Origin of the sequence: Aurantibacillus circumpalustris (assembly GCF_029625215.1) — a bacterium.
In the GTDB taxonomy this organism is placed as follows: domain Bacteria; phylum Bacteroidota; class Bacteroidia; order B-17B0; family Aurantibacillaceae; genus Aurantibacillus; species Aurantibacillus circumpalustris.
Genome location: NZ_CP121197.1, coordinates 2672038 through 2695246 on the forward strand (window position 1 = coordinate 2672038; position 23209 = coordinate 2695246).

The 23209-nt window shown below is 36.2% G+C and carries 23 protein-coding genes and 5 tRNA genes; 7 read left to right on the forward strand and 21 right to left on the reverse strand.

Annotated features, from left to right (window positions below; all coding sequences use genetic code 11):
- Nucleotides 1–12: 12 nt before the first annotated feature.
- The 10 genes from rplK to P2086_RS11120 form a co-directional block, all read right to left on the reverse strand.
- A complete protein-coding gene (gene rplK, locus P2086_RS11075; protein WP_317896811.1) occupies nucleotides 13–450 on the reverse strand; it encodes a 50S ribosomal protein L11 in 438 nt (145 codons plus the stop codon).
- Between the two features lie 201 nt (nucleotides 451–651).
- Complete coding sequence (gene nusG / locus P2086_RS11080; protein WP_317896812.1) at nucleotides 652–1218, reverse strand: transcription termination/antitermination protein NusG; 567 nt, start codon at nucleotides 1216–1218, stop codon at nucleotides 652–654.
- A 28-nt stretch (nucleotides 1219–1246) separates the two neighbouring features.
- Nucleotides 1247–1441, reverse strand: a complete 195-nt coding sequence (gene secE / locus P2086_RS11085; RefSeq protein WP_317896813.1) for a preprotein translocase subunit SecE — start codon at nucleotides 1439–1441, stop codon at nucleotides 1247–1249.
- A gap of 72 nt (nucleotides 1442–1513) precedes the next feature.
- Nucleotides 1514–1587 (reverse strand) — tRNA-Trp (locus P2086_RS11090).
- Between the two features lie 133 nt (nucleotides 1588–1720).
- Nucleotides 1721–2908 (reverse strand): elongation factor Tu, encoded by a 1188-nt coding sequence (tuf, locus tag P2086_RS11095; RefSeq protein WP_317896814.1) that lies wholly within the window; start codon nucleotides 2906–2908, stop codon nucleotides 1721–1723.
- Between the two features lie 144 nt (nucleotides 2909–3052).
- Nucleotides 3053–3124: transfer RNA gene (locus P2086_RS11100), tRNA-Thr, on the reverse strand.
- 296 nt (nucleotides 3125–3420) lie between these two features.
- Nucleotides 3421–3493, reverse strand: a tRNA-Gly gene (locus tag P2086_RS11105).
- A 31-nt stretch (nucleotides 3494–3524) separates the two neighbouring features.
- Nucleotides 3525–3605, reverse strand: a tRNA-Tyr gene (locus tag P2086_RS11110).
- A gap of 16 nt (nucleotides 3606–3621) precedes the next feature.
- A tRNA-Thr gene (locus tag P2086_RS11115) sits at nucleotides 3622–3694 on the reverse strand.
- A 121-nt stretch (nucleotides 3695–3815) separates the two neighbouring features.
- Complete coding sequence (locus tag P2086_RS11120) at nucleotides 3816–5153, reverse strand: methyltransferase RsmF C-terminal domain-like protein (protein ID WP_317896815.1); 1338 nt, start codon at nucleotides 5151–5153, stop codon at nucleotides 3816–3818.
- A 35-nt stretch (nucleotides 5154–5188) separates the two neighbouring features.
- On the opposite strand from P2086_RS11120, the gene P2086_RS11125 reads away from it, so the two are divergent.
- The 4 genes from P2086_RS11125 to P2086_RS11140 all read left to right on the forward strand — a co-directional run bounded on the left by P2086_RS11125 (nucleotide 5189) and on the right by P2086_RS11140 (nucleotide 10783).
- Nucleotides 5189–5680, forward strand: a complete 492-nt coding sequence (locus P2086_RS11125; RefSeq protein ID WP_317896816.1) for a regulatory protein RecX — start codon at nucleotides 5189–5191, stop codon at nucleotides 5678–5680.
- A gap of 19 nt (nucleotides 5681–5699) precedes the next feature.
- Nucleotides 5700–6488 carry an SDR family oxidoreductase gene (locus P2086_RS11130; RefSeq protein ID WP_317896817.1) on the forward strand — a complete coding sequence of 263 codons (789 nt, stop codon included), beginning with the start codon at nucleotides 5700–5702 and terminating at the stop codon, nucleotides 6486–6488.
- Nucleotides 6489–6563: 75 nt separating this feature from the next.
- Complete coding sequence (locus tag P2086_RS11135) at nucleotides 6564–7907, forward strand: SPOR domain-containing protein (RefSeq protein ID WP_317896818.1); 1344 nt, start codon at nucleotides 6564–6566, stop codon at nucleotides 7905–7907.
- 35 nt (nucleotides 7908–7942) lie between these two features.
- Entirely contained in the window at nucleotides 7943–10783 is a 2841-nt protein-coding gene (locus P2086_RS11140) for an SPOR domain-containing protein (protein WP_317896819.1), read from the forward strand.
- A 51-nt stretch (nucleotides 10784–10834) separates the two neighbouring features.
- Here the strand turns inward: P2086_RS11140 and P2086_RS11145 are convergent, their stop codons facing one another.
- The 5 genes from P2086_RS11145 to P2086_RS11165 form a co-directional block, all read right to left on the reverse strand.
- On the reverse strand, nucleotides 10835–11302 hold the full coding sequence (locus P2086_RS11145) for a hypothetical protein (RefSeq protein WP_317896820.1): 468 nt from the start codon (nucleotides 11300–11302) through the stop codon (nucleotides 10835–10837).
- Between the two features lies 1 nt (nucleotide 11303).
- Nucleotides 11304–11813 (reverse strand): metallophosphoesterase family protein, encoded by a 510-nt coding sequence (locus tag P2086_RS11150; RefSeq protein WP_317896821.1) that lies wholly within the window; start codon nucleotides 11811–11813, stop codon nucleotides 11304–11306.
- Between the two features lie 69 nt (nucleotides 11814–11882).
- Nucleotides 11883–12773, reverse strand: coding sequence for a ParB/RepB/Spo0J family partition protein (locus P2086_RS11155; protein WP_317896822.1), 891 nt, complete (start codon nucleotides 12771–12773; stop codon nucleotides 11883–11885).
- 81 nt (nucleotides 12774–12854) lie between these two features.
- The gene (locus P2086_RS11160; protein ID WP_317896823.1) at nucleotides 12855–13688 is read right to left on the reverse strand and encodes a ParA family protein; all 834 of its coding nucleotides are present in this window, start codon (nucleotides 13686–13688) and stop codon (nucleotides 12855–12857) included.
- A gap of 6 nt (nucleotides 13689–13694) precedes the next feature.
- Nucleotides 13695–14387 (reverse strand): metal-dependent hydrolase, encoded by a 693-nt coding sequence (locus P2086_RS11165; RefSeq protein WP_317896824.1) that lies wholly within the window; start codon nucleotides 14385–14387, stop codon nucleotides 13695–13697.
- A 117-nt stretch (nucleotides 14388–14504) separates the two neighbouring features.
- On the opposite strand from P2086_RS11165, the gene P2086_RS11170 reads away from it, so the two are divergent.
- A complete protein-coding gene (locus P2086_RS11170; protein ID WP_317896825.1) occupies nucleotides 14505–15029 on the forward strand; it encodes an NADPH-dependent FMN reductase in 525 nt (174 codons plus the stop codon).
- A 2-nt stretch (nucleotides 15030–15031) separates the two neighbouring features.
- On the opposite strand, the gene P2086_RS11175 is transcribed toward P2086_RS11170, so the two are convergent.
- Together P2086_RS11175 and purB are read right to left on the reverse strand one after the other, a co-directional pair.
- Nucleotides 15032–15484, reverse strand: a complete 453-nt coding sequence (locus tag P2086_RS11175) for a hypothetical protein (protein WP_317896826.1) — start codon at nucleotides 15482–15484, stop codon at nucleotides 15032–15034.
- A 3-nt stretch (nucleotides 15485–15487) separates the two neighbouring features.
- Entirely contained in the window at nucleotides 15488–16843 is a 1356-nt protein-coding gene (purB, locus tag P2086_RS11180) for an adenylosuccinate lyase (protein ID WP_317896827.1), read from the reverse strand.
- 197 nt (nucleotides 16844–17040) lie between these two features.
- On the opposite strand from purB, the gene mtaB reads away from it, so the two are divergent.
- Complete coding sequence (gene mtaB, locus P2086_RS11185) at nucleotides 17041–18393, forward strand: tRNA (N(6)-L-threonylcarbamoyladenosine(37)-C(2))-methylthiotransferase MtaB (protein ID WP_317896828.1); 1353 nt, start codon at nucleotides 17041–17043, stop codon at nucleotides 18391–18393.
- A gap of 26 nt (nucleotides 18394–18419) precedes the next feature.
- Here mtaB and P2086_RS11190 read toward each other — a convergent pair whose 3' ends face one another.
- From P2086_RS11190 to P2086_RS11205, 4 genes are all read right to left on the reverse strand, one after another.
- On the reverse strand, nucleotides 18420–19163 hold the full coding sequence (locus tag P2086_RS11190; protein WP_317896829.1) for a T9SS type A sorting domain-containing protein: 744 nt from the start codon (nucleotides 19161–19163) through the stop codon (nucleotides 18420–18422).
- 89 nt (nucleotides 19164–19252) lie between these two features.
- Nucleotides 19253–20047, reverse strand: coding sequence for a M48 family metallopeptidase (locus P2086_RS11195; protein ID WP_317896830.1), 795 nt, complete (start codon nucleotides 20045–20047; stop codon nucleotides 19253–19255).
- Nucleotides 20048–20081: 34 nt separating this feature from the next.
- Nucleotides 20082–20372: an ATP-dependent Clp protease adaptor ClpS gene (locus P2086_RS11200; RefSeq protein ID WP_317896831.1), complete on the reverse strand. Its 291-nt coding sequence runs from the start codon at nucleotides 20370–20372 to the stop codon at nucleotides 20082–20084.
- Nucleotides 20373–20587: 215 nt separating this feature from the next.
- Nucleotides 20588–21634 carry an LLM class flavin-dependent oxidoreductase gene (locus tag P2086_RS11205; protein WP_317896832.1) on the reverse strand — a complete coding sequence of 349 codons (1047 nt, stop codon included), beginning with the start codon at nucleotides 21632–21634 and terminating at the stop codon, nucleotides 20588–20590.
- A 201-nt stretch (nucleotides 21635–21835) separates the two neighbouring features.
- Here P2086_RS11205 and P2086_RS11210 point away from each other — a divergent pair, with 201 nt between their 5' ends.
- Nucleotides 21836–23164, forward strand: coding sequence for an APC family permease (locus tag P2086_RS11210; protein WP_317896833.1), 1329 nt, complete (start codon nucleotides 21836–21838; stop codon nucleotides 23162–23164).
- Nucleotides 23165–23209 lie beyond the last annotated feature (45 nt).

A 23209-nucleotide genomic window follows, 5' to 3' on the forward strand; every position in this document is an offset into this window, starting at 1 on the left:
ATTAATAATTGATTAATACGGTTTTTCACCGCTAACAGTAACACCCATACTACGAGCCGTACCTACAACCATGTTCATTGCAGATTCAATTGTAAAACAGTTCATGTCTACAATTTTATCTTCAGCAATTTTACGAACCTGATCCCATGTTAGGGCACCTACTTTTTTACGGTTACTGGTTGGCGAGCCTGCTTTAATTTTAGTCACCTCTAATATTTGTATTGCAACAGGTGGACGTTTGATTACGAAATCGAACGACTTATCAGTGTAAACATTAATGATAACCGGTAATACTTTACCAGCTTGTTCTTGAGTTCTAGCATTAAATTGCTTACAGAACTCCATAATGTTAACACCTTTGGCACCCAATGCAGGACCAATAGGAGGCGAGGGGTTAGCAGCTCCACCTTTGATTTGCAATTTTACAATTGCCGATAACTCTTTTGCCATTTTTTATTTGTTTTTTTGTTTTATGATAACCTTTCGTTTTAGAAGCAATTTACTTTGAGTTGGAAGCAGCAAAGCGCTCATTTCATTCTAAAACTAATTAACCATCAATTCGTTTATATATTTAGTCTAAAGTCGCTGGTCTTATAGTCGTTAGTCAGTATTGACTTGGGACTAGAGACTTTCGACTCGACTCTATTTTTTCTATTCTAATTCAACCTCTCCAAAGTTAAGCTCAACAGGTGTTTTACGTCCGAAGATCTTAACCGTAACTTTAATTTTACGTTTATCGTCCATTACTTCTTCAATTACACCATTAAAGCCATTGAATGGTCCGTTAATTACTTTAACAGATTCTCCAACAGTATAATTTGTTGAAACAGTTCCTTCACTTTCAACTAATTCATCAACCTTACCTAAAATACGGTTAACTTCACTAATACGCATTGGAACAGCATTACCGCCTTTAGTTTCACCTAAAAAGCCAATAACACCAGTTATATTTTTAATTACGTGAGGTACTTCACCAGCTAAAACAGCTTCGATTAACACATAACCTGGATAAAACGAACGCTCTTTTGTTGTTTTCTTTCCGTTACGAATCTGGATAACCTTTTCTGTTGGAATTAAAACTTGTGAAACATAATCGTTTAATTTTAAACGAGAAATTTCCACCTCAATATATTGTTTTACCTTTTTTTCCTGCCCGCTAATAGCACGTACAACGTACCATTTTTTCTGCGACAGGTCGGTTTTAACTACATCAGCCATTTACTTATTAATTTTTTTATTAATACAATTATTTAATAATATCGTAGGCTTGGTTCATTAATATTTCAAAAACCTTATCCATTCCAAAAACAACCAAAGCAATAATAATAGAAGAAATCATTACCACAATTGCACTGCTTTGCAACTCAGGCCATGTTGGCCAGCTTACTTTGTTTACTAATTCGTTTTTCGTTTCTGAAATATAAGTCCCTATTTTGCTCATGTTTTTCTAAGTTTATAGTTTAAAGTTGATAGTTAATGGTCGCTATAAACTATCGACTATTAGCTTCTCTACTGGCACGGGTGGAGAGATTCGAACTCCCATCAACGGTTTTGGAGACCGGTATGCTACCATTGCACCACACCCGTTTTTTAAAGTGAAGAAATCAATGATTTACTTCGCTTTTTTTGTGCTTTATTAACACTTTTAGAGGCCTGACTAAAAATGGCAAAATGGCTACCCCGTTAAGGGAGCCATTTTGCCTATATTTATGACTATGGCTTAGTCTAAAATTTCAGTTACTTGACCAGCTCCTACAGTACGGCCACCTTCACGAATCGCGAAACGTAAACCTTTATCCATAGCAATTGGGTTAATTAAATTAACAGTAATTGTTACGTTATCACCAGGAAGAACCATTTCACGTCCTGCTTCTAACTCGATTTCTCCAGTTACGTCAGTTGTACGGAAATAGAACTGTGGACGATATTTGTTTTGGAATGGAGTATGACGTCCACCTTCTTCTTTTTTCAAGATATACACCTCAGCTTTAAATTTAGCGTGTGGTTTAACAGTACCTGGCTTAATAATAACCATACCACGTTTGATGTCTTTTTTCTCAACACCACGTAATAATAAACCTACGTTATCTCCAGCCTCACCGTAATCTAAAATTTTACGGAACATCTCAACACCTGTTACAGTAGAATTTAATTTTTCAGCACCCATACCAATGATCTCAACTGGATCAGCAGAGTTGATAACACCAGTCTCGATACGACCAGTAGCAACAGTACCACGACCAGTGATCGTGAACACGTCTTCAACCGGCATTAAAAATGGCTTATCTTTTTCACGTGGAGGAATTGGAATGTAAGTATCTACAGCTTCCATTAATTCCATGATTTTATCAACCCATTTAGGATCGTTGTTTAATCCACCTAAAGCAGAACCACGGATAATAGGTGTGTTATCACCATCAAACTTGTAGAAAGTTAATAATTCACGAATTTCCATTTCAACCAAGTCTAATAACTCAGCATCTTCAACCATGTCAACTTTATTCATAAACACAACTAATTTAGGCACACCAACCTGGCGAGCTAAAAGGATATGTTCACGAGTCTGCGGCATTGGTCCATCAGTAGAAGCAACTACTAAAATTGCACCGTCCATTTGAGCAGCACCTGTAACCATGTTTTTTACATAATCGGCGTGACCTGGACAGTCAACGTGAGCGTAGTGACGGTTAGCTGTAGCGTACTCAACGTGAGATGTGTTAATTGTAATACCACGTTCTTTTTCTTCAGGAGCGTTATCAATTGAAGAGAAATCACGGATTTCACATAAGCCTTTAGAAGCTAATACTGTTGTAATAGCAGCGGTTAAAGTAGTTTTACCGTGATCTACGTGACCAATAGTTCCAATGTTTACGTGTGGTTTGGAACGGTCGAATTTTTCTTTTGCCATAGTTGTTATTTTTACTTTTGTTGTTTATATTTTATTTTAAATTAGTTTTTAAGTCTAATTGAGCTGTTGAGCAGTCCCGATAGCTATCGGGAGAGCTGCCGACTTCCCTATTGAGCACCCTGTCAATGCTCAACATCTTAATTGAGCTGTTGAGCAGGATTGAACTGCCGACCTCCTCCTTACCAAGGAGGTGCTCTACCACTGAGCTACAACAGCTTATACTCTGTTCGCTTAGAGTTAAAGCTGCTCAAATCTTCAATATTTTAAAGAACAATCGTCCTCACATGCCAAAAGTCCCGCTTTTTGGGACTTTCAAAAATTCTTGAAACTGATACCAGTTTCTCGTCTCTTTGTCACCTCTTTTCCTAACAAAACCAGGAAGGCGTATTTTCCAACTTCACTTTTCTTAACCTTTTTAATTAAAAAGACCGAAAGTTTTTTTGAGTCTAAGAAGGGTCTTCCCGATATTCATCGGGATAAACTTTTCGACCCGTCGAGCGGTCTATTTTTTGAGCGAAAGACGGGTCTCGAACCCGCAACCTCCAGCTTGGAAGGCTGGAGCTCTACCAATTGAGCTACTTTCGCTTTTTTTAACCTCATAACCAAAGTTACTCAGTGGGGACAGGAGGATTCGAACCTCCGAAGTCGAAACAACAGATTTACAGTCTGTCCCATTTGGCCACTCTGGTATATCCCCGTTCAAAAAAAAACAGAGCCGAAGAAGGGACTCGAACCCCCGACCTACTGATTACAAATCAGTGGCTCTACCAGCTGAGCTACTTCGGCTTTTTTAGTATTTTAAAGAACTACCCCTCAAAATGGGATTGCAAATGTACACAAACTTTTTATCTCCGCAAATAATTATTGAAATATTTTATCAAATATTTTGGAAATAATTTCCGACTTCTCACTTTAAAATTCGGAGTGAATTTGGGAGGTAGTTATTAATTCGATTTGGTAGTATTTTCGCCCATCCTAAGCCTTGTTCTTTATAACGCAATAAAACCAATCCACTTACATTTTTTGGAGGATTAAAGTTTTCTTTTCGTAGAAATTTTAAAGAAGTTTCTTTATCAAGTTCAATAATGGGTGTATTCATATTAAGTTCTGTAAACCAAGCTAGCTCTTGATTCGGAACCATATCACGCCCTTTAATTTCACCTATAACCATCCCTGCCTTTTTAAAATAAAAGGTTTTTTCGAACTTTGTTAGAAAACCCATGCCTTCTGCATTCAGTAAATGAAATTGGTTGTTTTTTTTTGTAATATGCGCTCTGTCTGAGTTAATAAAACGCCCTAGTATTTCTAGTTCGACTTTATTTGTCTCTACATTATTTTTTTTCCTGATATGAACCGGATTCTCTAAACATTCCTTTTTACGAAGTACGGCGCAAAAGAAACCTTCACTTTTTAATAAGTGCGGATAAAAACGGTAGCCAAACTGGGTTTCTAATATCCCCCAATCTTTGTCAATTGGAAGTCTAACGAATTCTAAATTATGTTCATTTACTAAGCTAGACACAATTTTTTCATTTTCTTCTTCAGAATAGGAACAGGTACTGTAAATGAGGATACCATCTTCCTTTAGTGCTGGCAGTACATCACTAACAATTTTCTTTTGCCTGATGCCACAAGCTTTTACATGATCAACGCTCCATTCATCAATCGCATCGGGTTGTTTTCTGAACAATCCACTGCCACTGCAGGGCGCGTCAATCACTACCGCGTCAAAAAAACTTGGTAATTCAGCAAATCGCTGCGGGTCATTATTGGTAACAATAGTGTTACAGGTACCCCATTTGGAAAGATTTTGGACTAAGACATCTGCTCTAGATTTGATTAATTCATTAGCAACTAATAAACTCTCTTTGTTTAATAACGAGTTAATCAGCGTGCTTTTTCCACCTGGAGCGGCACATACATCCAATATTTTTAGAGTTTCAGTGAAATCCAGCGTTTGCTTTAAGCAAAATTCAATAAACATACTACCGGCTTCCTGCGGGTAATAGCAGCCAGCTTGAAACAGTGGGTCAAGCGTAAAAGACGGGCGTTCATTTAAATAATAACCTTGTGAATTCCATTTTACAGACTCATCTAATTTGAAATCCAAGGATACTTTTTTAAAAGGATTCAAGCGGATTGAAGTAACCTTATTTTCTTCTTCGTGAACTGCAGTAAATGCTTTTTCATTGAAGTGTTCAAGTTTATTAAGGCTTTGTATTAGTTGAGAAGGTAATTTTGGCATTTTAAAATTAAAAGGTTTCTTTGTTGAGCCTGTTTATGAACTACAAAGTAAGTCAAATAAAACTTTCTGCCGAAGTGGCGCAGCAAAAAATAATGACTTGGTGTGCATATCAGGAGCGATCTCAACATGAAACAAGAAACAAGCTGTTCGAATACGGTTTAAGTTCGGAAGAAACGGAAGCAATTATTTCAAATTTAATTTCCGAAAATTTTCTGAGTGAAGAAAGGTTTGCAGTAGCGTTTGCAAGTGGAAAATTTAGAATCAAACATTGGGGGAAAAACAAAATAAAAATAGAACTTAAAAAGCATAGAGTTTCTGAATATTGTTTAAATAAGGCTTTGAAGTTGATTGATATGGTTGAGTATCAAATAGTAATAGGAAAAGTAATTGAAAAAAGAAGAAAATTATTTAAGGGTAGCGATAAAACAAAGGAGTTCTATAATGTTTTAAATTATTTAATATCTAGGGGTTTTGAGAGCGACCTTGTAAGGGAAAATTTAGGTAAATTGCGTAACGAAAATGATTAAATATTGAACTAAATAAACTATGAATTTAGATTTACATTATAAAAGAGCTATCGTTTGTGGGAGTACACAAGGTATTGGGAAAGCAGTGGCGATGGAGTTAGCGCAAATGGGCGCCAATGTTACGCTTGTGGCAAGAAACGAACAAAGTTTAAAACAGGTAAAAAGTGAACTATCTAATAACGGTTCGCAATTACACTCCTATTTGTGTGTAGATTTTAGTAATCCAGATCAATTGAAAGTACTTGTAGAACAATTTATTCAACGAACCGGCCCTGTTAACATATTGGTGAATAATACGGGTGGTCCTCCATCAGGACCGATAATTAACGCACAAGTGGATGAGTTTATCATAGCTTTTAATAATCATTTAATATGCAATCATATATTAGTTCAAGCCTGTGTTGAAGGTATGAAAAATAATGGTTACGGTAGAATAGTAAACGTAATATCTACTTCCGTAAAACAAGCATTACCGAACTTGGGTGTAAGTAATACGATTAGAGCGGCTGTTGGTAATTGGGCTAAAACGCTTGCAAACGAGTTAGGTAAGTTTGGTATAACTGTAAATAATGTATTGCCGGGAGCTACAGCTACTCAAAGGCTGTCGAGTATCATCGAAAACAAAGCCTTAAAGACAAATGTAAATAACGACGCGGTAAAAAAGGAAATGTTACACGAAATTCCTTTAGGTAGGTTTGCAGAAGCTTCAGAAATAGCCAATGCGGTTGCTTTTTTAGTTTCACCAGCTGCAGCATACATTAACGGTGTGAATTTACCTGTTGATGGTGGACGAACTTCCTCACTATAGAAGTTAACAAATAACTGTTATTAAAAGAATTTACCCATATCAAAAGACTACACTTAATTAGGGTATTTTAGAGCCATGGTTAAATACCTTTTTATTGTCATCAATTCATTTTGCCTTTTTATTTTCGGCCTGTTTTCAGGTGATAATGGTATTACGGTTACAAGCAATATTCCTTCTAGGATGGTTGCTGGACAAGATGTTTCGATTGAGATAAAAGTTGTGAAAGGGGGAATGGGTGGTTTTGCTAAACTACAACTCGAATTACCTGAAGGAATTATTCTTAAGGAAGCCGACGAAATGGGAGCAAATTACAGTTATAATAACGGTTTAGCCAAGTGGGTGTGGGCAGCATTGCCAATGGAGAGTGAGATAATTGTAAAAATAACTTTGTTTGTAGAATCCTCAGCACTCGGCGCTAAAACAATATCATCAAAGTATTCTTATGTCGAAAATAATGTAAAGCAAGTTGTGGAAATGCTTCCTGCTGAGGTTACAGTGCTTCCGCCTGGATCAGATATTAATGATACTCCGATTGTATCTACATCAAGGCCAGACTCACTACCACCCACTACTATTGCACAAGTGCCAACTGTTAGTTCGGGAATTGAGCCAGCAAGTACAATTACCGTTGATAGATCTATTTCAGCTGGCGCAGAACAAAATGAATTTTTAATAACGCTTAAAATTAAAAAGAACGCAACAAGGGGTTTTGCAAGGTATAGCGATGACATAGCAGACGGAATAATTGTAAAGGCTGCAAAAACCGATGGTGGTTCTTTTTCTGTAGCAGATGGTAAGATTAAGTTCGTTTGGGTTAATGTTCCAGAAAAGGACGAGTTAGAAATTTCGTACACAATCAGCGGATCCACGTCTGATGCAGTAATGCTTGGTGGTGAATATTCTTATTTGGAGGATAACCAAAGTAAAAAAGTTAAAGTACCCATGGAAACTATTGCTTTTCAAGCTCAGCAAACTAAGAATGAAGCAAAAAATAATGAAAGTATAGTTGAAAAACTATCAACTTCTAATGAAAATAGTGAATCTGAAAAAATAACTAAGATTGCAGAAAAAGCAGTTGAAGAAACGGTAACTGAAAAAATTGCTGAGTCTACGGTTCAGAAAAAAGAAAGTAGTATGAAATTTGTCGTTCAAGTTGGAGCATTTGCAAACGCTAAAGTTACCGCACAACGCTTAAAAAAGAAATTTAATATAAAAGAATCTATTAAAAGTGAAATGCAAGGTGGATTTTCTAAGTTTATGGTTGGTTCACATGAGGGTTACAAAGAGGCCCGTAATCAACGAGAATCAATGAAAACAATCAATGGAATTAAAAGCGCATTTGTTGTTGCCTATAATCAAGGATCAAGAATAACAGTTCAAGAAGCATTAATGATTACAAATCAAAAATGGTTTAAATAAAAAAAAAGCCTATTTTTACCACAATTTAATACCTTATGAAGAAGTTTTTTCTTCTTGCAATAATTTTAGTTTCATTGTCTGTTAAGGCTCAAACGGGTATATCCAAGACCGATAGTTTGGCTCGCGTACAATATATTCAAGATAGTATTCGTGATAAAGAATTGCTTGATTTTCTGATGCCTCTCGAGCACCAGCAAAGTTCGGATGAAGTTACTCCTCCTGCAATTATTGAGAAAACAGTTGCGCCGGAACCAGTTATTCCGGTGGAAATTAAGACTGAACCAAATCCGATTCCTTTAGCACCTACTGACACTACAAAAAACGATGCACCAAAAGTAATCTCGCCGAATCAAAATCAAGATACTTTATTACCTCCTGAAGCCCCCTTAGACACGTTAAGACCGAAGGAAGTAGAAGAGGTAATTAAAACTACCCTAAGCGCACCAGATAGCTTAAAACCAAAAAGTCAAAATGATACATTAACGATACAAACGATTCCTCCTGATACTATTAATCCTGCTGCAAAACAGCAAGACTCTCTGTTTGTAAATCCAAGTCCTCCAGATAGTCTCGTCCCAAATGTAACACATAATGCCGCGGAGCTGAGATTATTGCCTATTGATAGTTTAACTTCTGATCAATTACTACTGTATTATCAAACAGAACCGTATCCGGAACAGTTCTATATAGGCCCAAAACAAGGAGATTCCTTATATTATATTCTTAATCCACTAACAATTCCTACGACTACTTTGGAAGGAGAGCCTTTAAGCAGACATATGACTGGTTTGGGTGATGACTTAAATCAGAATTTAGATTCTAGTAGCGCTGCAGAACAACGTCTAAAACCAAAAATTAGTATTGGAGTTGGTAGAATGGGGTTTCATGGAGATTTGTATAATAAGCATTTTCAAACCCTATCTATGGGACGACCAGCATTTGACTTATCTATATCCCATAGAATTACGCGTTACTTGCAATTAGATTTTAATGTACTGTTCGGAAAGGTGGGAGCAAATGAAAGAATTGATAATCGAAACGAAAACTTCAGATCAGAGATTAGAGCTGGAGGCGTAAATCTTATTTATGATTTCGGAAACTTTATTCCGAGTAAATATAAGGTAAGGCCGTTTGTAAGTTTTGGCGTGTACGGTTTTGAGTTTTTAAGTAAAACTGATTTAAAGGATAAAAATGGCAATACTTATTATTATTGGAATGACGGAAGTATTAAAAGTATGCCAGAGGGATCGCCTGGAGCGCAAAATGCGATTGATTTGCAAAGAGATTATACATATGAAAGTGATATTCGCGAATTGAACAAGGATGGCTTCGGTAAATACCAAGAAAGAGCTTTCGCTTTTCCCTTAGGTTTGGGTTTCATAATGAAAGTAACCGACAGGGTGGATCTTAAATTAAATTTCCAATATTATCTTACCACAACGGATTACATCGATGGGGTTTCTAATAAAAGTGTAGGAGATCGCGCTGGAACCAAGGGTAAAGATAAATTAACATACACATCATTTTCATTACAATATGATTTGATTGCAAAAAAGAAATCAAGAACCAACAAGTATATTGATACTCTGAGCAATGCGTTTTGGGCTACTTTTGATAATGAAGACGGCGACGACGATGGAGTAATTGATTTACAGGATGATTGTTTGGGCACTGAAAAAGATGCAAAAGTTGATTTAAAAGGGTGTCCGCTTGATGAAGATAATGATGGCATTCCTAGCCATCGCGATGATGAATTGGCATCTGCGGCAGGAGCTCCGGTTAATTCAAGAGGTGTTACTCAAGACGATGCGTATTGGCAGAATTGGTACGATAATTATTTGAATGATTCTTTAGTAACAAATAGAAGTACTGTAACAGTAGGAAATATTTTTGCAGCACCTGTTAAAGCCCCAAAGGTTAAAAAGGATAATTTCACTGTTGAGTTAGTTAGATATGCTGGTCCGATACCTTCTGACGAGCTTGCGTTTTTATTGAGTATAGGAGATATTAACTCGGTAACACTTGATGATGGTACAACTGTTGTTTATACAAGTGGAAATTATGATAAGTTAAGTACTGCTATTAAACGTAGGGATGAGTTTAGGACTACAGGTAATAAAGGAGCTGGAATTTCAAGAATCACAGGCAACGGGAAAGAAATTGTTCAAGTGGGTGACGAAGAATTGCAGAGGTTATTAGAAACAGAAATTGCTGATTTACTTAATATAAGTGTAGGGGATAGTGTTTTAGGTACTATTCTTCCTGAGGAAGTTGGCGTTTTTACTAAAGAAGACATTGTTTATCGTGTACAGTTAGGGGCTTTTAAAAATAAAATTTCAACTAAAGTGTTTAATACAAGCGCAGGCGTATTAGAATTAAAAACTGGAGAAAGCATTTACAGATACGTAACAAAAGGTTATAAGTCTATTGGTGAAGCTGCGGGAGTGAGGGCTGACTTAGTGGTACAAGGATATAGTGATGCTTTTGTTACTGCTTATAAGGGAGGTAAACGTATTCCAATGAACCAGACCGGTGCTACAATGGATAAGGATTTTAAAGAGGATTTAAACGAAGAAAAAACGTTTAATTCTATTGATAAAAAATTATTGGTCTTCAAAATACAATTAGGTCCAACAAAAAAACCTGCGCAGGAACAAGCAATGGATGAAAAAGTAAAAGATATTACAACAATCGAAAAACAGACCACTGCTACTGGAAATATCCGTTACACTGCTGGTGGAGAGTTTTCTCGCCTTGATACCGCTGAGAAATTAAGAAAAGATTTAGAGGATAAAGGTTATACTGATGCGTTTATTATCGCTACGTTTAAAAACGAAATCATTTCTATTCAAGAAGCGATGGAGTTACTTAAATAACACGATACCATTAAAACAAAAAATCCAATGCACTGCATTGGATTTTTTGTTTTAATCTTCTTCGTAATAATCAATTATAAGGCCATCAAGTGGATTTATGGATACAATTCTTTTTTCTTTCCCGAAAACAAGTAGTACTGAACCTGCTTTGTGATAATCGCCTTCTTTAATAATTCTAACGCTTTCTAAAGTTAATCCTATCACATCTTCCCACATTTTTGTTGATGAAGCGTTTACACCAAATAACTTAATTTTTCCTTCAAATTCTTTTTCTAATTCTGCAGCTGCTTCCTTAGCATTAAAATTGATAGCATCTAAACCGTCTCCATTCTCATTACAAGAAATAGTAAGTTTTTGTTTATCAGTAAAGTGTAGTTCAAGGTTATCGATAAGTTCGACTGACCCATTTTTATCTACGCTGTTTTGCCACAAGTAACAGGCGATTTTTTCAACTGTTTTACCTTGAGCACTCACAAAGCGAGCCAAGGCTTCATCACTAAAATATGTATTCGGATCCATGTTACGAAGTTAAGGATGTTCTGCTTCCTAATTCAATTATTGCAAGGTTTTTTATTTCAGCACCTTCTATTTCAAATTTTACAATGGTTTTAACGGTATGAAAACCGTGAACACCACAAGCGCCTGGATTAATATGCAGGAGCTCTAATTCTTTATCGTACATAACTTTTAGGATGTGTGAGTGACCGCAGATAAATAGTTTCGGTTTGTGTTGCAATATGAGTTGTTTGATTTTAGTTGGATACTTTCCCGGATAGCCGCCAATGTGTGTGATAAAAACTTTGACATTTTCGCAGTCAAAAAAAAGATTTTCTGAATATGCAACGCGAATATCGTTTCCATCTACATTTCCAAACACAGCTTTTAAAGGTTTTAATTTTTCGATAGCATCACAAATTTCAATGGTGCCAATATCTCCGGCGTGCCATATTTCATCTGCGGCCTCAATATGTTTAATCAGACCTTTATCTAGGTAGTTATGAGTGTCAGATATTAACAGAATTTTTTTCAAGGTGTTTGGTGTTAAAGAAAAGGCTCTGTGTTTTACAGAGCCTTGAATTTAAGAATGTGTCGCGGTATCTTATTCAATTCCAAAAAATGAAATAATATGTTGAAGTTCTGTATCGTTACTAAAATTAAGCGTAATGTTTCCGCCACCTTTGGCGTTACGTTTAAACTGATATGATTTATTAAAAATTTTATCTAAGCTTTTTGCAATTTCTTTGTCTTCGATACTAAGTGGTTTTTCTACGCGGGTTGTTTTTGGTGTAACCTTTACTTTTTCTCCACGTGCCAGGTCTTCAATTTGACGCACTGAAAAATCTTGTTCAAGAGCCATTGCAAAGATTGCTAACTGACGGTCTTCGTTATCAATATTGATCAGAGCTTTAGCGTGACCCATTGTAATTTCACGATCGCGTAATGCTTTTTGTATTGCCGCAGGAAGTTTTAGTAATCTTAAAAAATTGGTAACCGTACTTCTTTGTTTTCCGACTTTTTCGCTTAATTGTTCTTGTGTTAAGTTACACTCATCGATCAAACGTTTGTAAGAAAGAGATACTTCAATGGGATCAAGATCTTCACGTTGAATATTCTCAACCAGCGCCATTTCGAGCATTTCCTGATCGTCGGCAATTCTAATGTATGCGGGCACATCCGTTAATCCAGCCATTTGAGAGGCTCTGAAACGACGTTCTCCTGAAATAAGCTGGTAACGATCGTAGCCAAGTTTTCTAACGGTTATAGGCTGGATAATGCCGTGTTGTTTGATGCTATCACTTAGTTCTTGTAAAGCCGTTTCCTCAAAATTAGTGCGTGGTTGAAACGGATTCGTTTCAATACTTTTAATTTTAATTACTGAAACTGAATTAACAACCGCTGCATTTTCGCCAATGTTTTTTGTTGTAATATCTGTTTTTGCATTTTCTAATAATGCACTTAATCCTCTTCCTAATGCGGGCTTTTTGCTCATCTATTTTTAGTTTTTAATTTTTAGTGTTTAGTTTTTAATAATGCTTTCTATTAAAAACTTAAAATTCAACACTTAAAACTTTTATATGTCTTCGCTTAATTCTGTTTGTTCTTGAACACTTATAGTCCTGTTACTATCGCTGATCTTCGTTAAGCCATTGCGTTGCAATAGTTCGCGGGCAAGATTTAAGTAGCTATTAGACGCTTTGCCTGCTGCGTCATGCATGATGATGGTTTTGCCGAAGCTTGGCGCTTCTGCAAGTTTTGTATTACGTTGAATCAAAGTATCAAACACCATATCTTGAAAATGTGTTTTAACTTCTTCAACCACTTGGTTAGCCAAGCGTAAACGGCCGTCGTACATGGTAAGTAAAACGCCTTCAATATCTAAACCTGTATTTAAATGGGCTTGTACAATTTTGATGGTTTGCAATAATTTGCCCATTCCTTCCAAAGCAAAATACTCGCATTGTACCGGAATAATAACGCTATCAGCGGCTGATAAAGAGTTTATAACTGTTAAACCTAATGAAGGACAACAGTCGATGATGATAAAATCGTATTTATCTTTTATTTTATCAATTGCCTTTTTCATCATGTATTCTCTGTTGGTTAAATTAACCAACTCCAGCTCAACACCAACCAGGTCGGCATTTGTAGGAAGTAAGAATAAATTTGGAGTTTCAGTTTTTAAAACAACATCTTTTGGATGAATACTATCAATGATACATTCGTACAAACCTGCTTTTACATTGGAAGGATCAATTCCCACACCTGATGTAGCATTCGATTGCGGATCTGCATCAACCAATAATGTTTTATATTCTAATACCGCTAAGCTTGCGGCTAAATTAATTGCAGTTGTTGTTTTTCCAACTCCACCTTTTTGATTCGCTATTGCTATTATTTTTCCCATTTCCTTTTAATTTAAGTCCTGTGTTGCTCTTGTTTCACCAATTTTCATCAAGGTTAATTTTTTTCCTGCACGTTCAAATTTTGCGAGCGTTTCTAATTTGTCAATTTTAATAGACTCAAACGTATCATAATGCATTCCGATTATTTGGTTACATTGAATAAAATTGCATGCAATAATAGCATTATCAACGCCCATAGTATAATTATCGCCAATGGGTAAAAAAGCAAAATCTATTTTTCTATAATCACCAATAAGTTTCATGTCATAAGTGAGAGCTGTATCTCCTGCATAATAAAAATTCCCTTCACTACTTTCAATTACAAAACCCATAGGATTTCCACCATAGGTTCCGTCTGGCAATCCACTGCTGTGTTGAGCTGCTACGCATTTTATATTTCCAAAATCTAATTTCACTTTTCCACCAATATTCATCGAGTGAATATTTTTAACGTTCTTTTTTTCTAACCAAAGCCCAATTTCATAATTACAAATTACTTTTGCGTTTGTTCTTTGCGCAATAGCCACAGCATCTGCAACATGATCCCCATGTCCATGAGAAATCAAAATATAATCAGCCTCCACGGTTTCTACACGAATATTTTTTGCTAGTTCATTCGGACTTATAAATGGATCAAATAATATTTTCCTACCTTTTATTTCAACACCAAAACAAGAATGACCGTAGTACGTAATGTTCATAAAATATAAACAATTGGCTAGAATTGCTGTTTGTAAAATTAAATTAATTGCGGACTTTTCACGACCTTAGTTTTTAACAAAACCGTGAAAGAATTCACATTGTGTTGATAAATTTTTATGAAGAAAATTGTTGTTGTAAGCTGTACCAATCGCCCAAATAGTAACACCTTAAAAGTTAGTAAGATATACGCGGAAATTCTTAAATCTAAACAAATGGACGCTCAAATTTTAGATTTTTGCGACTTGCCTGTTAACATTGCTTTTAGTGAAACTTTCGGTAAACGGAGCGATTCTTACACCAAATTAATTGCTGATTTCGTGAGTCCGGTAACGCGATTTGTTTTTATAGTTCCTGAGTATAATGGTAGTTTTCCGGGGATTTTAAAGATATTTTTAGACAGTATGCCAACCAAGGAATGGAATGGGAAATATGCTTGTTTGGTAGGTATTGCAGATGGTAGAGCTGGAAATTTAAGAGGTTTAGAGCATTTAACAGGAATTCTTCAGTATTTAAAAATGCATGTCTACCACGATAAATTACCGATTTCTATTGTAAATAAGGTGATGGATGTTGATGGAAGTTTTTCTGAGGCTCAGATGAAAGCTTGCTTAAACCAAATAGACGGCTTTTTGCAATTTTAATTCTAGTTGAGGTATTTATTTAACCAGGTGTTTTTTAAAGGCTGTTCCCAAACTTCAAGTTCTGCTCTATTACCAACCGAGGTGTTGTAAACAATACTGTTTTCTGAAATAACCTTTTGATCAAGCAGTTCTTTTATTTTGGATGAATGAACGATTTCTACTTCTTCGCCATTTTTATAGGCAATCAAAAGACGATTAAATAATTCAACACCAAACATGGTTTCGCTAACTTTTATAAAGCGCGTTAGTTTGTCAATACTACAGCCGCTGGCACCTGTAATATCTTCATCAACTTTCACAACCACAATTCTTTTTTTAAAAATTTCAAAAGTCGCGGTCAATTTATTTTCATGCGCAGACCAATGTTCAACAAAAGTGGTACCTGCTTTTAAGAGTTGATCCAATTCTACATCGCCGAGAGGCGCACTGATAATATATGTCCAGACTCTATTCATGATTTAAAATTTTGGATTAATACCTGTGTAATTATGCGGTGTAATGTTTTTCAATTCAGCTTTTATTTGATCAGAAACATTTAAACCTTTGATAAATTCCTGTAAAGAAGCTTGTGTAATGTGCGTATTGGTGCGCGTAAGGTCTTTTAGCGCTTCATATGGCTTTGGATATCCTTCTCTTCTTAAAATAGTTTGAATAGCTTCTGCTACGACAGCCCAGTTGTTATCTAAATCCTGCTTTAAAGCAGATTCATTTAGAATAAGTTTATTTAGGCCTTTTAAAATACTTGAATAAGAAATAAGTGAGTGTGCTAATGGCACGCCAATGTTTCTTAGTACAGTACTGTCCGTTAAATCTCTTTGTAAGCGGGATACCGGAAGTTTAACTGCTAAATGTTCTAACAAAGCGTTCGCAATACCTAAGTTTCCTTCAGCGTTTTCAAAGTCAATTGGATTTACTTTGTGCGGCATAGCTGATGAACCTACTTCTCCGGCTTTTAGTTTTTGTTTAAAATAATCCATGCTCACGTAAGTCCATACATCACGCGAAAAATCTATCAGGATAGTGTTGATACGTTTTAGTGCATCAAAATATGCGCCTATATTATCGTAGTGCTCTATTTGTGTAGTGAATTGTGAGCGATTTAAGCCCAAAGTCGTATTTACAAAATTGTTTCCGAAAGTAATCCAGTCTTGTTTTGGATAGGCCACCTGGTGTGCATTAAAATTACCGGTAGCGCCACCAAACTTAGCGGAAAAAGGAATCTGGGTCAATTGTGCTAACTGAATGTTTAAACGTTCAACAAACACATAAAATTCCTTGCCGAGTTTTGTAGGAGAAGCAGGCTGACCGTGCGTTCTAGCAAGTAATGAAATATCTTTCCAATCTTTGCTGAAGCTGGTGATTTTTTCAATAATTTCTTTAATCGCTGGAAACAAAACATTTAAGGAAGCGTCTTTTAACGAACGCGGAATACTTGTGTTATTAATGTCCTGAGAGGTTAAGCCAAAGTGCACAAACTCAGAGTAGGCTGATAATTTTAAACCTTCTAATTTTTCTTTGATAAAATACTCTACAGCTTTTACGTCGTGATTGGTCGTCTTCTCAGTTTCTTTAACTTTTAACGCATCTGCAATACTAAAATTTTTATAGATGGCTCTTAAGGACTCCTTCTGAGAATCATTCATAGCAGGTAATTGCGGAAGGCCAAATTGTGCCAAGGCAATGAAGTACTCAATCTCCACCAATACGCGGTATTTTATTAATCCGTATTCGGAAAAGTAAATATCCAATGATTCAGTAGTTTTTCTATAACGACCGTCAACGGGTGAGATTGCGGTTAAAGCTTGTAATTCCATAAAAATTTTAAAGAGTATAAAGATACTATAAAAGCAAGGCTTTCACAAACAATTTAAGCGAACGGAAGGGTTTCTGTCTCACCCTAATAACGCGGTAAAAATTGCTTTTCTTCTTTTTTATGAATTTAGTTTGTATAAGCTTCATTGAAGAAACAACTATTTGTTATTTATTTTTCTAAAAACAGTATCTTTGCCGAATGCCTTTTTCGGATAAAACTGTCGCTTTTCATACACTGGGTTGTAAATTAAATTTTTCGGAAACATCAACGATTGCTCGTTTGTTTCAGGAAAAAGGATTTACAAAAAAAACGTTTAACGACGCGGCGGATGTGTATGTGATAAACACCTGTTCGGTAACCGAAAATGCAGACAAGGAATGTAAATCCATTGTGAAGGCCGCTTTAGCGAAGAACCCCGAGGCTTTTATAGCAGTTGTGGGATGTTATGCACAATTAAAACCAGAAGAGATTTCTAAGATAGAAGGTGTTGATGTTGTGTTGGGTGCGACTGAAAAATTTAAATTGCTTAATTATATTAATCTTTCTGGCAAACAAATCCATGCGCAAATTCACAATTGCGAAATTTCTGAAGCTGATTTTTTTGTGGATGCATATAGTGTTGGAGATAGGACGCGTTCTTTTTTAAAGGTTCAAGACGGTTGTGATTATAGCTGTACGTTTTGCACTATTCCTCTTGCGCGTGGAAAGAGTAGGAGTGATACCATTGAAAATGTTATTTCTAATGCAAAAAAAATAGCTTCAAGTGGCGTAAAGGAAATCGTTTTAACGGGCGTGAACATTGGTGATTTTGGTTATGGTCAGTTTATTGATGGAGATAACAAGAAGAGAAAAGAATTTACATTTTTTGATTTGGTAAAAGAGTTGGATGACGTTGAAGGTATTGAACGATTCAGAATTTCTTCCATTGAACCGAATTTATTAAAAGATGAGATTATTGAATTTGTAAGTAAATCGAAATTATTCACACCGCATTTCCATGTTCCTTTACAAAGTGGAAGTAACGCCATTCTTAAAAAAATGAAGCGCCGTTATGTCCGTGAGTTATATTCTGAAAGAGTGGAAAGAATAAAAAGTCTTATGCCTGATTGCTGTATCGGTGTGGATGTGATTGTTGGTTTTCCAGGTGAGACAGAAGAAGAATTTTTAGAGACGTACAATTTTGTAAATGCTTTAGATGTTTCTTATTTGCACGTATTTACATACAGCGAACGAGATAATACCGAAGCTGTTTCGATGGAAGGAGTTGTTCCAATTGCTGAACGGAAACGTCGGAATAAAATGTTAAGAATTTTATCGGCAAAAAAACTAAGGGCTTTTTATGAAAAACAAAAAGGTAAAAACTTAAGTGTTATTTTCGAGCATGAAAATAAAAATGGCTTTATGTATGGTTTCACACAAAATTATGTGAAGGTGAAATTACCCTTTGATCTAAGCATCTGCAATGTGCCAACTCAAATTGTTATTGGGGACTTCGATGAAGAAGGCAATATGAATTGCCAAGTTTTACAGGACACTCCAGTACTTTTATAAAAAGCGAACATTAAAAATTGTTCGTTTTAGTTAACGACAGTAATCTTTTTAGTTATCACAGAGTTACTTTGTTTAAGAGAAACAAAATAAATTCCAGATTTTAATGCTTCTGTATTAATACTCAGAGTGTTTTTTCCCTTATTTAAAAATTGATCTTTGGAAGAAATTACTGAACCCAACGAATTTATAACTTGCATGTTCATCGGTGTTTGGTCGTGAAGAACATTTACATTAATGAAGGCATTTCCAGCGGTAGGATTTGGAAACACATTTGATATGTTACTCAGAGTAGCACTGTTTTCAATTACAGAAACAACACCATTATATTTTAGCACAAATGAAAAAACTTGGCCACCGTTTATGAATTTATATTTTACTTCTGAATAACCTGTCTTGCTTGCTTCGTCTAGATCTCCTCTAAAATCAATCACCTCGTTAGCGCTAATGGGAATAGTAACATTATTAGTGGAAGGTAGATAGCAGGTTGTTCCAGTACAAAAATAAGCCTTCGCAGTATCAGGAATGTTAGTGATGTTCAACAGCACGTCTTCCTTAATAATTTGGAGTGTTTGTGTGAATGGGCTTATGTTTTTAATCTGAAAATAAACACCGGAGGTCGCAAAAGCATTAGTTGTTAGAGCAAACTCGCTGTTGTTGCTTACAAGTATATTCCCATGATCGACGTCATTAACTTCAAATCCTGTAATTTGAGCGTTTAAGTTAAACAAGAATAGAGAAATAATGAAGGTGGTAAAAAAGTTCTTTTTCATGGTAATGGGTTTTAAAAGATGGTACAAGTTAAAAATATTTTCTCTAACTCACAAGTTTTGTGCCAATTTGAAAAAGACACTAACACGGCCTAAGGCTTGTAATACTTCTTAGCTTCAGGCATAAAAGCTTTTAAATCTTTTATACGTGTTTCATCACTTGGATGAGTGCTTAATAACTCTGGCGGTTTTTGTCCACCACTTGCCGCCATGCGCTCCCAGAAAGTGATTGCTGCTTCAGGATTATAGCCAGCCATAGCGGCAAAAATAAGACCCATTTGATCAGCTTCGCTTTCATGACTTCTACTATATTTTAATGTACCTAAAGTTGAGGTAATACCATAAGCTTGCTGAAACAATTGTTGTGTAAGTTCTGGTTTTTGAGATAGGGCAACAGACAATGCGGCGCCACCAAATTGTAGCAGTAAGCCTTGACTCATTCTTTGGTTACCGTGTCTTGCAATGGCATGTGCTATTTCGTGTCCCATTACAACAGCCAAACTTTGTTCGTCTTGAGTAACGGGTAGAAGTCCCGTGTAAACAACAACCTTGCCACCCGGCATGCACCAAGCGTTTATGGTGTTTTCATCCACGACGTTAAACTCCCATTTAAATCCTTCCAAATCTTTTGACGCGCCTTTTTCTGCATGAAATTGTTCTACCGCTTTCTGAATTTTAATACCGCAACTCCTTACAAGTTGAACGCGCGAATCATTGTCGTTTAATTTCGGATGCTCAGTTAAAAATTTATCATATTCTGTAAGACTCATACCAATAAGCTCTCCCTCTGGCATAAGAGTCATAGAGCGTTTTCCGGTTACAGCATTCTTATAGCAGCTAACAACCAATGCAGAGGCAATGATTATAGTAAATAATATTTTTTTCATATTGATTTTTAGAAATAGAATTTGTTAAAGACAACTAGTCTTCAATTTTAGCTGACAAACCCCTATCGAGCAGAGCCTCGCAGAGAGGTTTAAGAACTTTAAACGCGCCATTTTTCACAACACATTTACCAGTATAATGAACAAGATAAGTGCATTGCTCAGCTTGAAGCGCATCGTGCTTACAAACTTTAATAAGTGATTCAGAAACAAAATCAAATGTATTTACATCATCATTGTAAAGAATCAAAGCTTTAGTAGCTTCTTCTTTAGTAACAGTTTCTGTAATTTCTAGTTCTAGTATTTCTGGTAAGTTAAAGGTCATCATTCTTTTTAACGCGGCTTATTTATTCGACTTGTTTTATTTCAAAAATTAAGGAATAATTTTTTGCTTAAAACGCAGATGTCTACAACAAAAAATTTAATTTCCAGACTACAAATATAGGGTAAATTTTTGAAATTATTTCTAGAATTGGACGGAATCTAAAACTAAAAGACGTTAAAATGCACTGTAAATCAGTAGATTATAGCTTTTTTTTCGCTCTAATTCGGAGCGTTCATTTGCGCCTTTTCTACAAGCGGTTTCACTTTAGTTCCAATCAATTCAATGGCGTTCAATAATTTTTCATGAGACAAACCAGCATTATCCATTTGAAAAGTAAGGCGTGAAATACCGCCAAGCGCTTCACTGTGTCTCAGTATTTTTTCGGCGATCTCTTCAGGTCCGCCGACTAAAAGCGCACCTTTTTCTCCAGTTTGCGCATCAAAACGTTGACGCGTTACTGGAGGCCAACCCCGTTCTTTACCAATACGGGTGAAGGTTTCAGCGTATCCAGGAAAATAACCATTCACTGCTTGTTCAGTTGTTTCTGCAACATATCCTAAAGAATGTAAACCTACTTTTAATTTTTCTGGAGCGTGTCCGGCGCGTTTTCCAGCTTCACGGTACAAATCAACAAGAGGACGAAAACGATGGGTTTCTCCGCCAATTACGGCTACCATCAAAGGTAATCCTAAAGTTCCAGCTCTCACAAATGATTCTGGTGTTCCGCCAACGCCTATCCATACAGGAAAAGGATTTTGCAAAGGTCGTGGATAAATTGCCTGATTTTTTAATACCGGACGAAATTTACCAGACCAATTCACGACTTCATTATCACGTATGTTTAATAAGAGTTCTAATTTCTCGGAGAATAATTCATCGTAGTCGTTAATATTTAATCCGAAGAGCGGAAAGGCTTCTGTGAAAGAGCCACGACCAACTACCATCTCAGCACGACCTTTTGAAATAAGATCAAGTGTCGCAAAATTTTGAAACACACGAACCGGATCTGCTGCACTTAAAACAGTCACAGCACTTGTTAAATGAATGTTTTTTGTTTTCGCCGCGGCAGCCGCCAAAATAATGGTAGGAGCAGAGTCTAAAAATTCTTTGCGGTGGTGTTCACCAATTCCAAAAATAGCTAAACCAACTTTATCGGCGTGTTCAATTCTATCGAGCAATTGCTCTAGCGCATTTGCACTTTTAATTGCATTGTCTTTCTCATTATCAACTATTGCGGCTGCAAAACTATCAATTCCAATTTCCATAATATTTTTTCTTGTGATGTAAAATTAAGAACAATATTTAGAGCGCCTCTTAATGTATATTATTGATTTGTTCGAGGCCGCTATACTTTAGTATACCGATAGATAAATAAGAATAAAGTTATATTCCTTCGATTTAAATCTTTATTGAAGTATACTTCAAATTTTAAATTTAAATTAGTCCCGTTATAACACAAAGCGTTTATGCTGCAAAGACGACTTGGTCTCACACAAGCTACCGCCATCAACATGATTGACATGGTGGGCATTGGTCCCTTCATTACATTGCCTATGGTAATTGGAATGATGAATGGACCATATTTCTTATACGCCTGGTTAGCTGGCGCAGCCTTATCGTTTGTTGATGCCATGGTGTGGAGCGAATTAGGCGCGGCTTTTCCAAAAGCTGGCGGCTCTTACAATTTTTTGAAAGAAGCCTATGGACCAAAAGGAGCCGGTAAAATGATGAGTTTTTTATTTGTTTGGCAAACCATGATACAAGCGCCACTGGTAATCGCTTCCGCTTCAATAGGATTTGCCTCTTATCTTTCTTATTTGTTGCCGCTTACACCTTTAATGTCTAAAGCCGTTAGTGGCGGAGTCGTTATTCTCATTGTGATTTTATTATACCGTAAAATTGAAGCCATTGGAAAAATAAGTACGTTTTTATGGGTTGGTGTTATTCTTACTCTTTTATGGATTATTGGTGGAGGCATTGCTCACGGTCACTTTTTTGAACCTATTCAACACATGAATGATGGTTTGACAATAAACTATGCATTTATCGCAGCGATGGGATTTGCGGGTGTAAAAACGGTGTATAGCTATTTGGGTTATTATAACGTTTGTCACCTTGGCGGAGAAATTGTAAACCCGGCAAAAAACATTCCTAAGAGTATGTTCTTGTCCATTGCAGGTATTTCAATTTTGTATTTAGCAATGAACATCAGCGTTACCAGTGTTATTCCATGGCAGGAAGCAAAAGAGAGCGAACATGTTATCAGTATTTTTATGCAGTACCTCGCCGGAGATACTGCCGCCATTGTTGTTACATGCCTGGTATTATGGGTAGCTTTTGCTTCGGTGTTTTCTGCGACCTTGGGATACAGCAGAATTCCTTATGCAGCGGCCGCTGACGGTGCTTTTTTTAAGGTGTTTGCTAAGCTACATCCCACACGTCAATTCCCGCATGTATCACTTTTGGTTTTGGGTGGCATTGCGTTTGTGTTTAGTTTGCTTTTTAAATTAAGTGATGTGATTAGTGCTATACTCGCAATGCGCATACTGGTTCAGTTTATTGGTCAGGCAATTGGTCTGTTGCTATTGAGGAGCAGACGTCCTAAAGAAGTGTTTCCTTATAAAATGCCTTTGTTTCCAATACCTGTGATACTTGCTATTTTAATGTGGATTGGAATTTTAATTTCTACGGGTTTTGAAATGGTTTTGGCAGGACTTGTTGTAATTGGCTTAGGCCTAATCGTTTATTTTATTAAGGCTAAACGAACGAGTGAATGGCCTTTTCAAAAAGCTTAAACTTTATTATAAAAGAGTCTTTTCATTCATGGCGGTAAATTAAGC

Coding starts and splice junctions, on each gene's coding strand:
- nusG (WP_317896812.1), bottom strand. CDS start 1,218: ATGGCTGATGTAGTTAAAACCGACCTGTCGCAGAAAAAATGGTACGTT.
- P2086_RS11165 (WP_317896824.1), bottom strand. CDS start 14,387: ATGAACATTACGTACTACGGTCATTCTTGTTTTGGTGTTGAAATAAAA.
- P2086_RS11200 (WP_317896831.1), bottom strand. CDS start 20,372: ATGATGACCTTTAACTTACCAGAAATACTAGAACTAGAAATTACAGAA.
- P2086_RS11160 (WP_317896823.1), bottom strand. CDS start 13,688: ATGGGAAAAATAATAGCAATAGCGAATCAAAAAGGTGGAGTTGGAAAA.
- P2086_RS11170 (WP_317896825.1), top strand. CDS start 14,505: ATGAAGAAAATTGTTGTTGTAAGCTGTACCAATCGCCCAAATAGTAAC.
- P2086_RS11140 (WP_317896819.1), top strand. CDS start 7,943: ATGAAGAAGTTTTTTCTTCTTGCAATAATTTTAGTTTCATTGTCTGTT.
- P2086_RS11130 (WP_317896817.1), top strand. CDS start 5,700: ATGAATTTAGATTTACATTATAAAAGAGCTATCGTTTGTGGGAGTACA.
- P2086_RS11145 (WP_317896820.1), bottom strand. CDS start 11,302: ATGGATCCGAATACATATTTTAGTGATGAAGCCTTGGCTCGCTTTGTG.
- mtaB (WP_317896828.1), top strand. CDS start 17,041: ATGCCTTTTTCGGATAAAACTGTCGCTTTTCATACACTGGGTTGTAAA.
- P2086_RS11155 (WP_317896822.1), bottom strand. CDS start 12,773: ATGAGCAAAAAGCCCGCATTAGGAAGAGGATTAAGTGCATTATTAGAA.
- rplK (WP_317896811.1), bottom strand. CDS start 450: ATGGCAAAAGAGTTATCGGCAATTGTAAAATTGCAAATCAAAGGTGGA.
- P2086_RS11195 (WP_317896830.1), bottom strand. CDS start 20,047: ATGAAAAAAATATTATTTACTATAATCATTGCCTCTGCATTGGTTGTT.
- P2086_RS11125 (WP_317896816.1), top strand. CDS start 5,189: ATGAACTACAAAGTAAGTCAAATAAAACTTTCTGCCGAAGTGGCGCAG.
- P2086_RS11175 (WP_317896826.1), bottom strand. CDS start 15,484: ATGAATAGAGTCTGGACATATATTATCAGTGCGCCTCTCGGCGATGTA.
- P2086_RS11190 (WP_317896829.1), bottom strand. CDS start 19,163: ATGAAAAAGAACTTTTTTACCACCTTCATTATTTCTCTATTCTTGTTT.
- P2086_RS11120 (WP_317896815.1), bottom strand. CDS start 5,153: ATGCCAAAATTACCTTCTCAACTAATACAAAGCCTTAATAAACTTGAA.
- P2086_RS11135 (WP_317896818.1), top strand. CDS start 6,564: ATGGTTAAATACCTTTTTATTGTCATCAATTCATTTTGCCTTTTTATT.
- P2086_RS11205 (WP_317896832.1), bottom strand. CDS start 21,634: ATGGAAATTGGAATTGATAGTTTTGCAGCCGCAATAGTTGATAATGAG.
- tuf (WP_317896814.1), bottom strand. CDS start 2,908: ATGGCAAAAGAAAAATTCGACCGTTCCAAACCACACGTAAACATTGGA.
- purB (WP_317896827.1), bottom strand. CDS start 16,843: ATGGAATTACAAGCTTTAACCGCAATCTCACCCGTTGACGGTCGTTAT.
- P2086_RS11210 (WP_317896833.1), top strand. CDS start 21,836: ATGCTGCAAAGACGACTTGGTCTCACACAAGCTACCGCCATCAACATG.
- secE (WP_317896813.1), bottom strand. CDS start 1,441: ATGAGCAAAATAGGGACTTATATTTCAGAAACGAAAAACGAATTAGTA.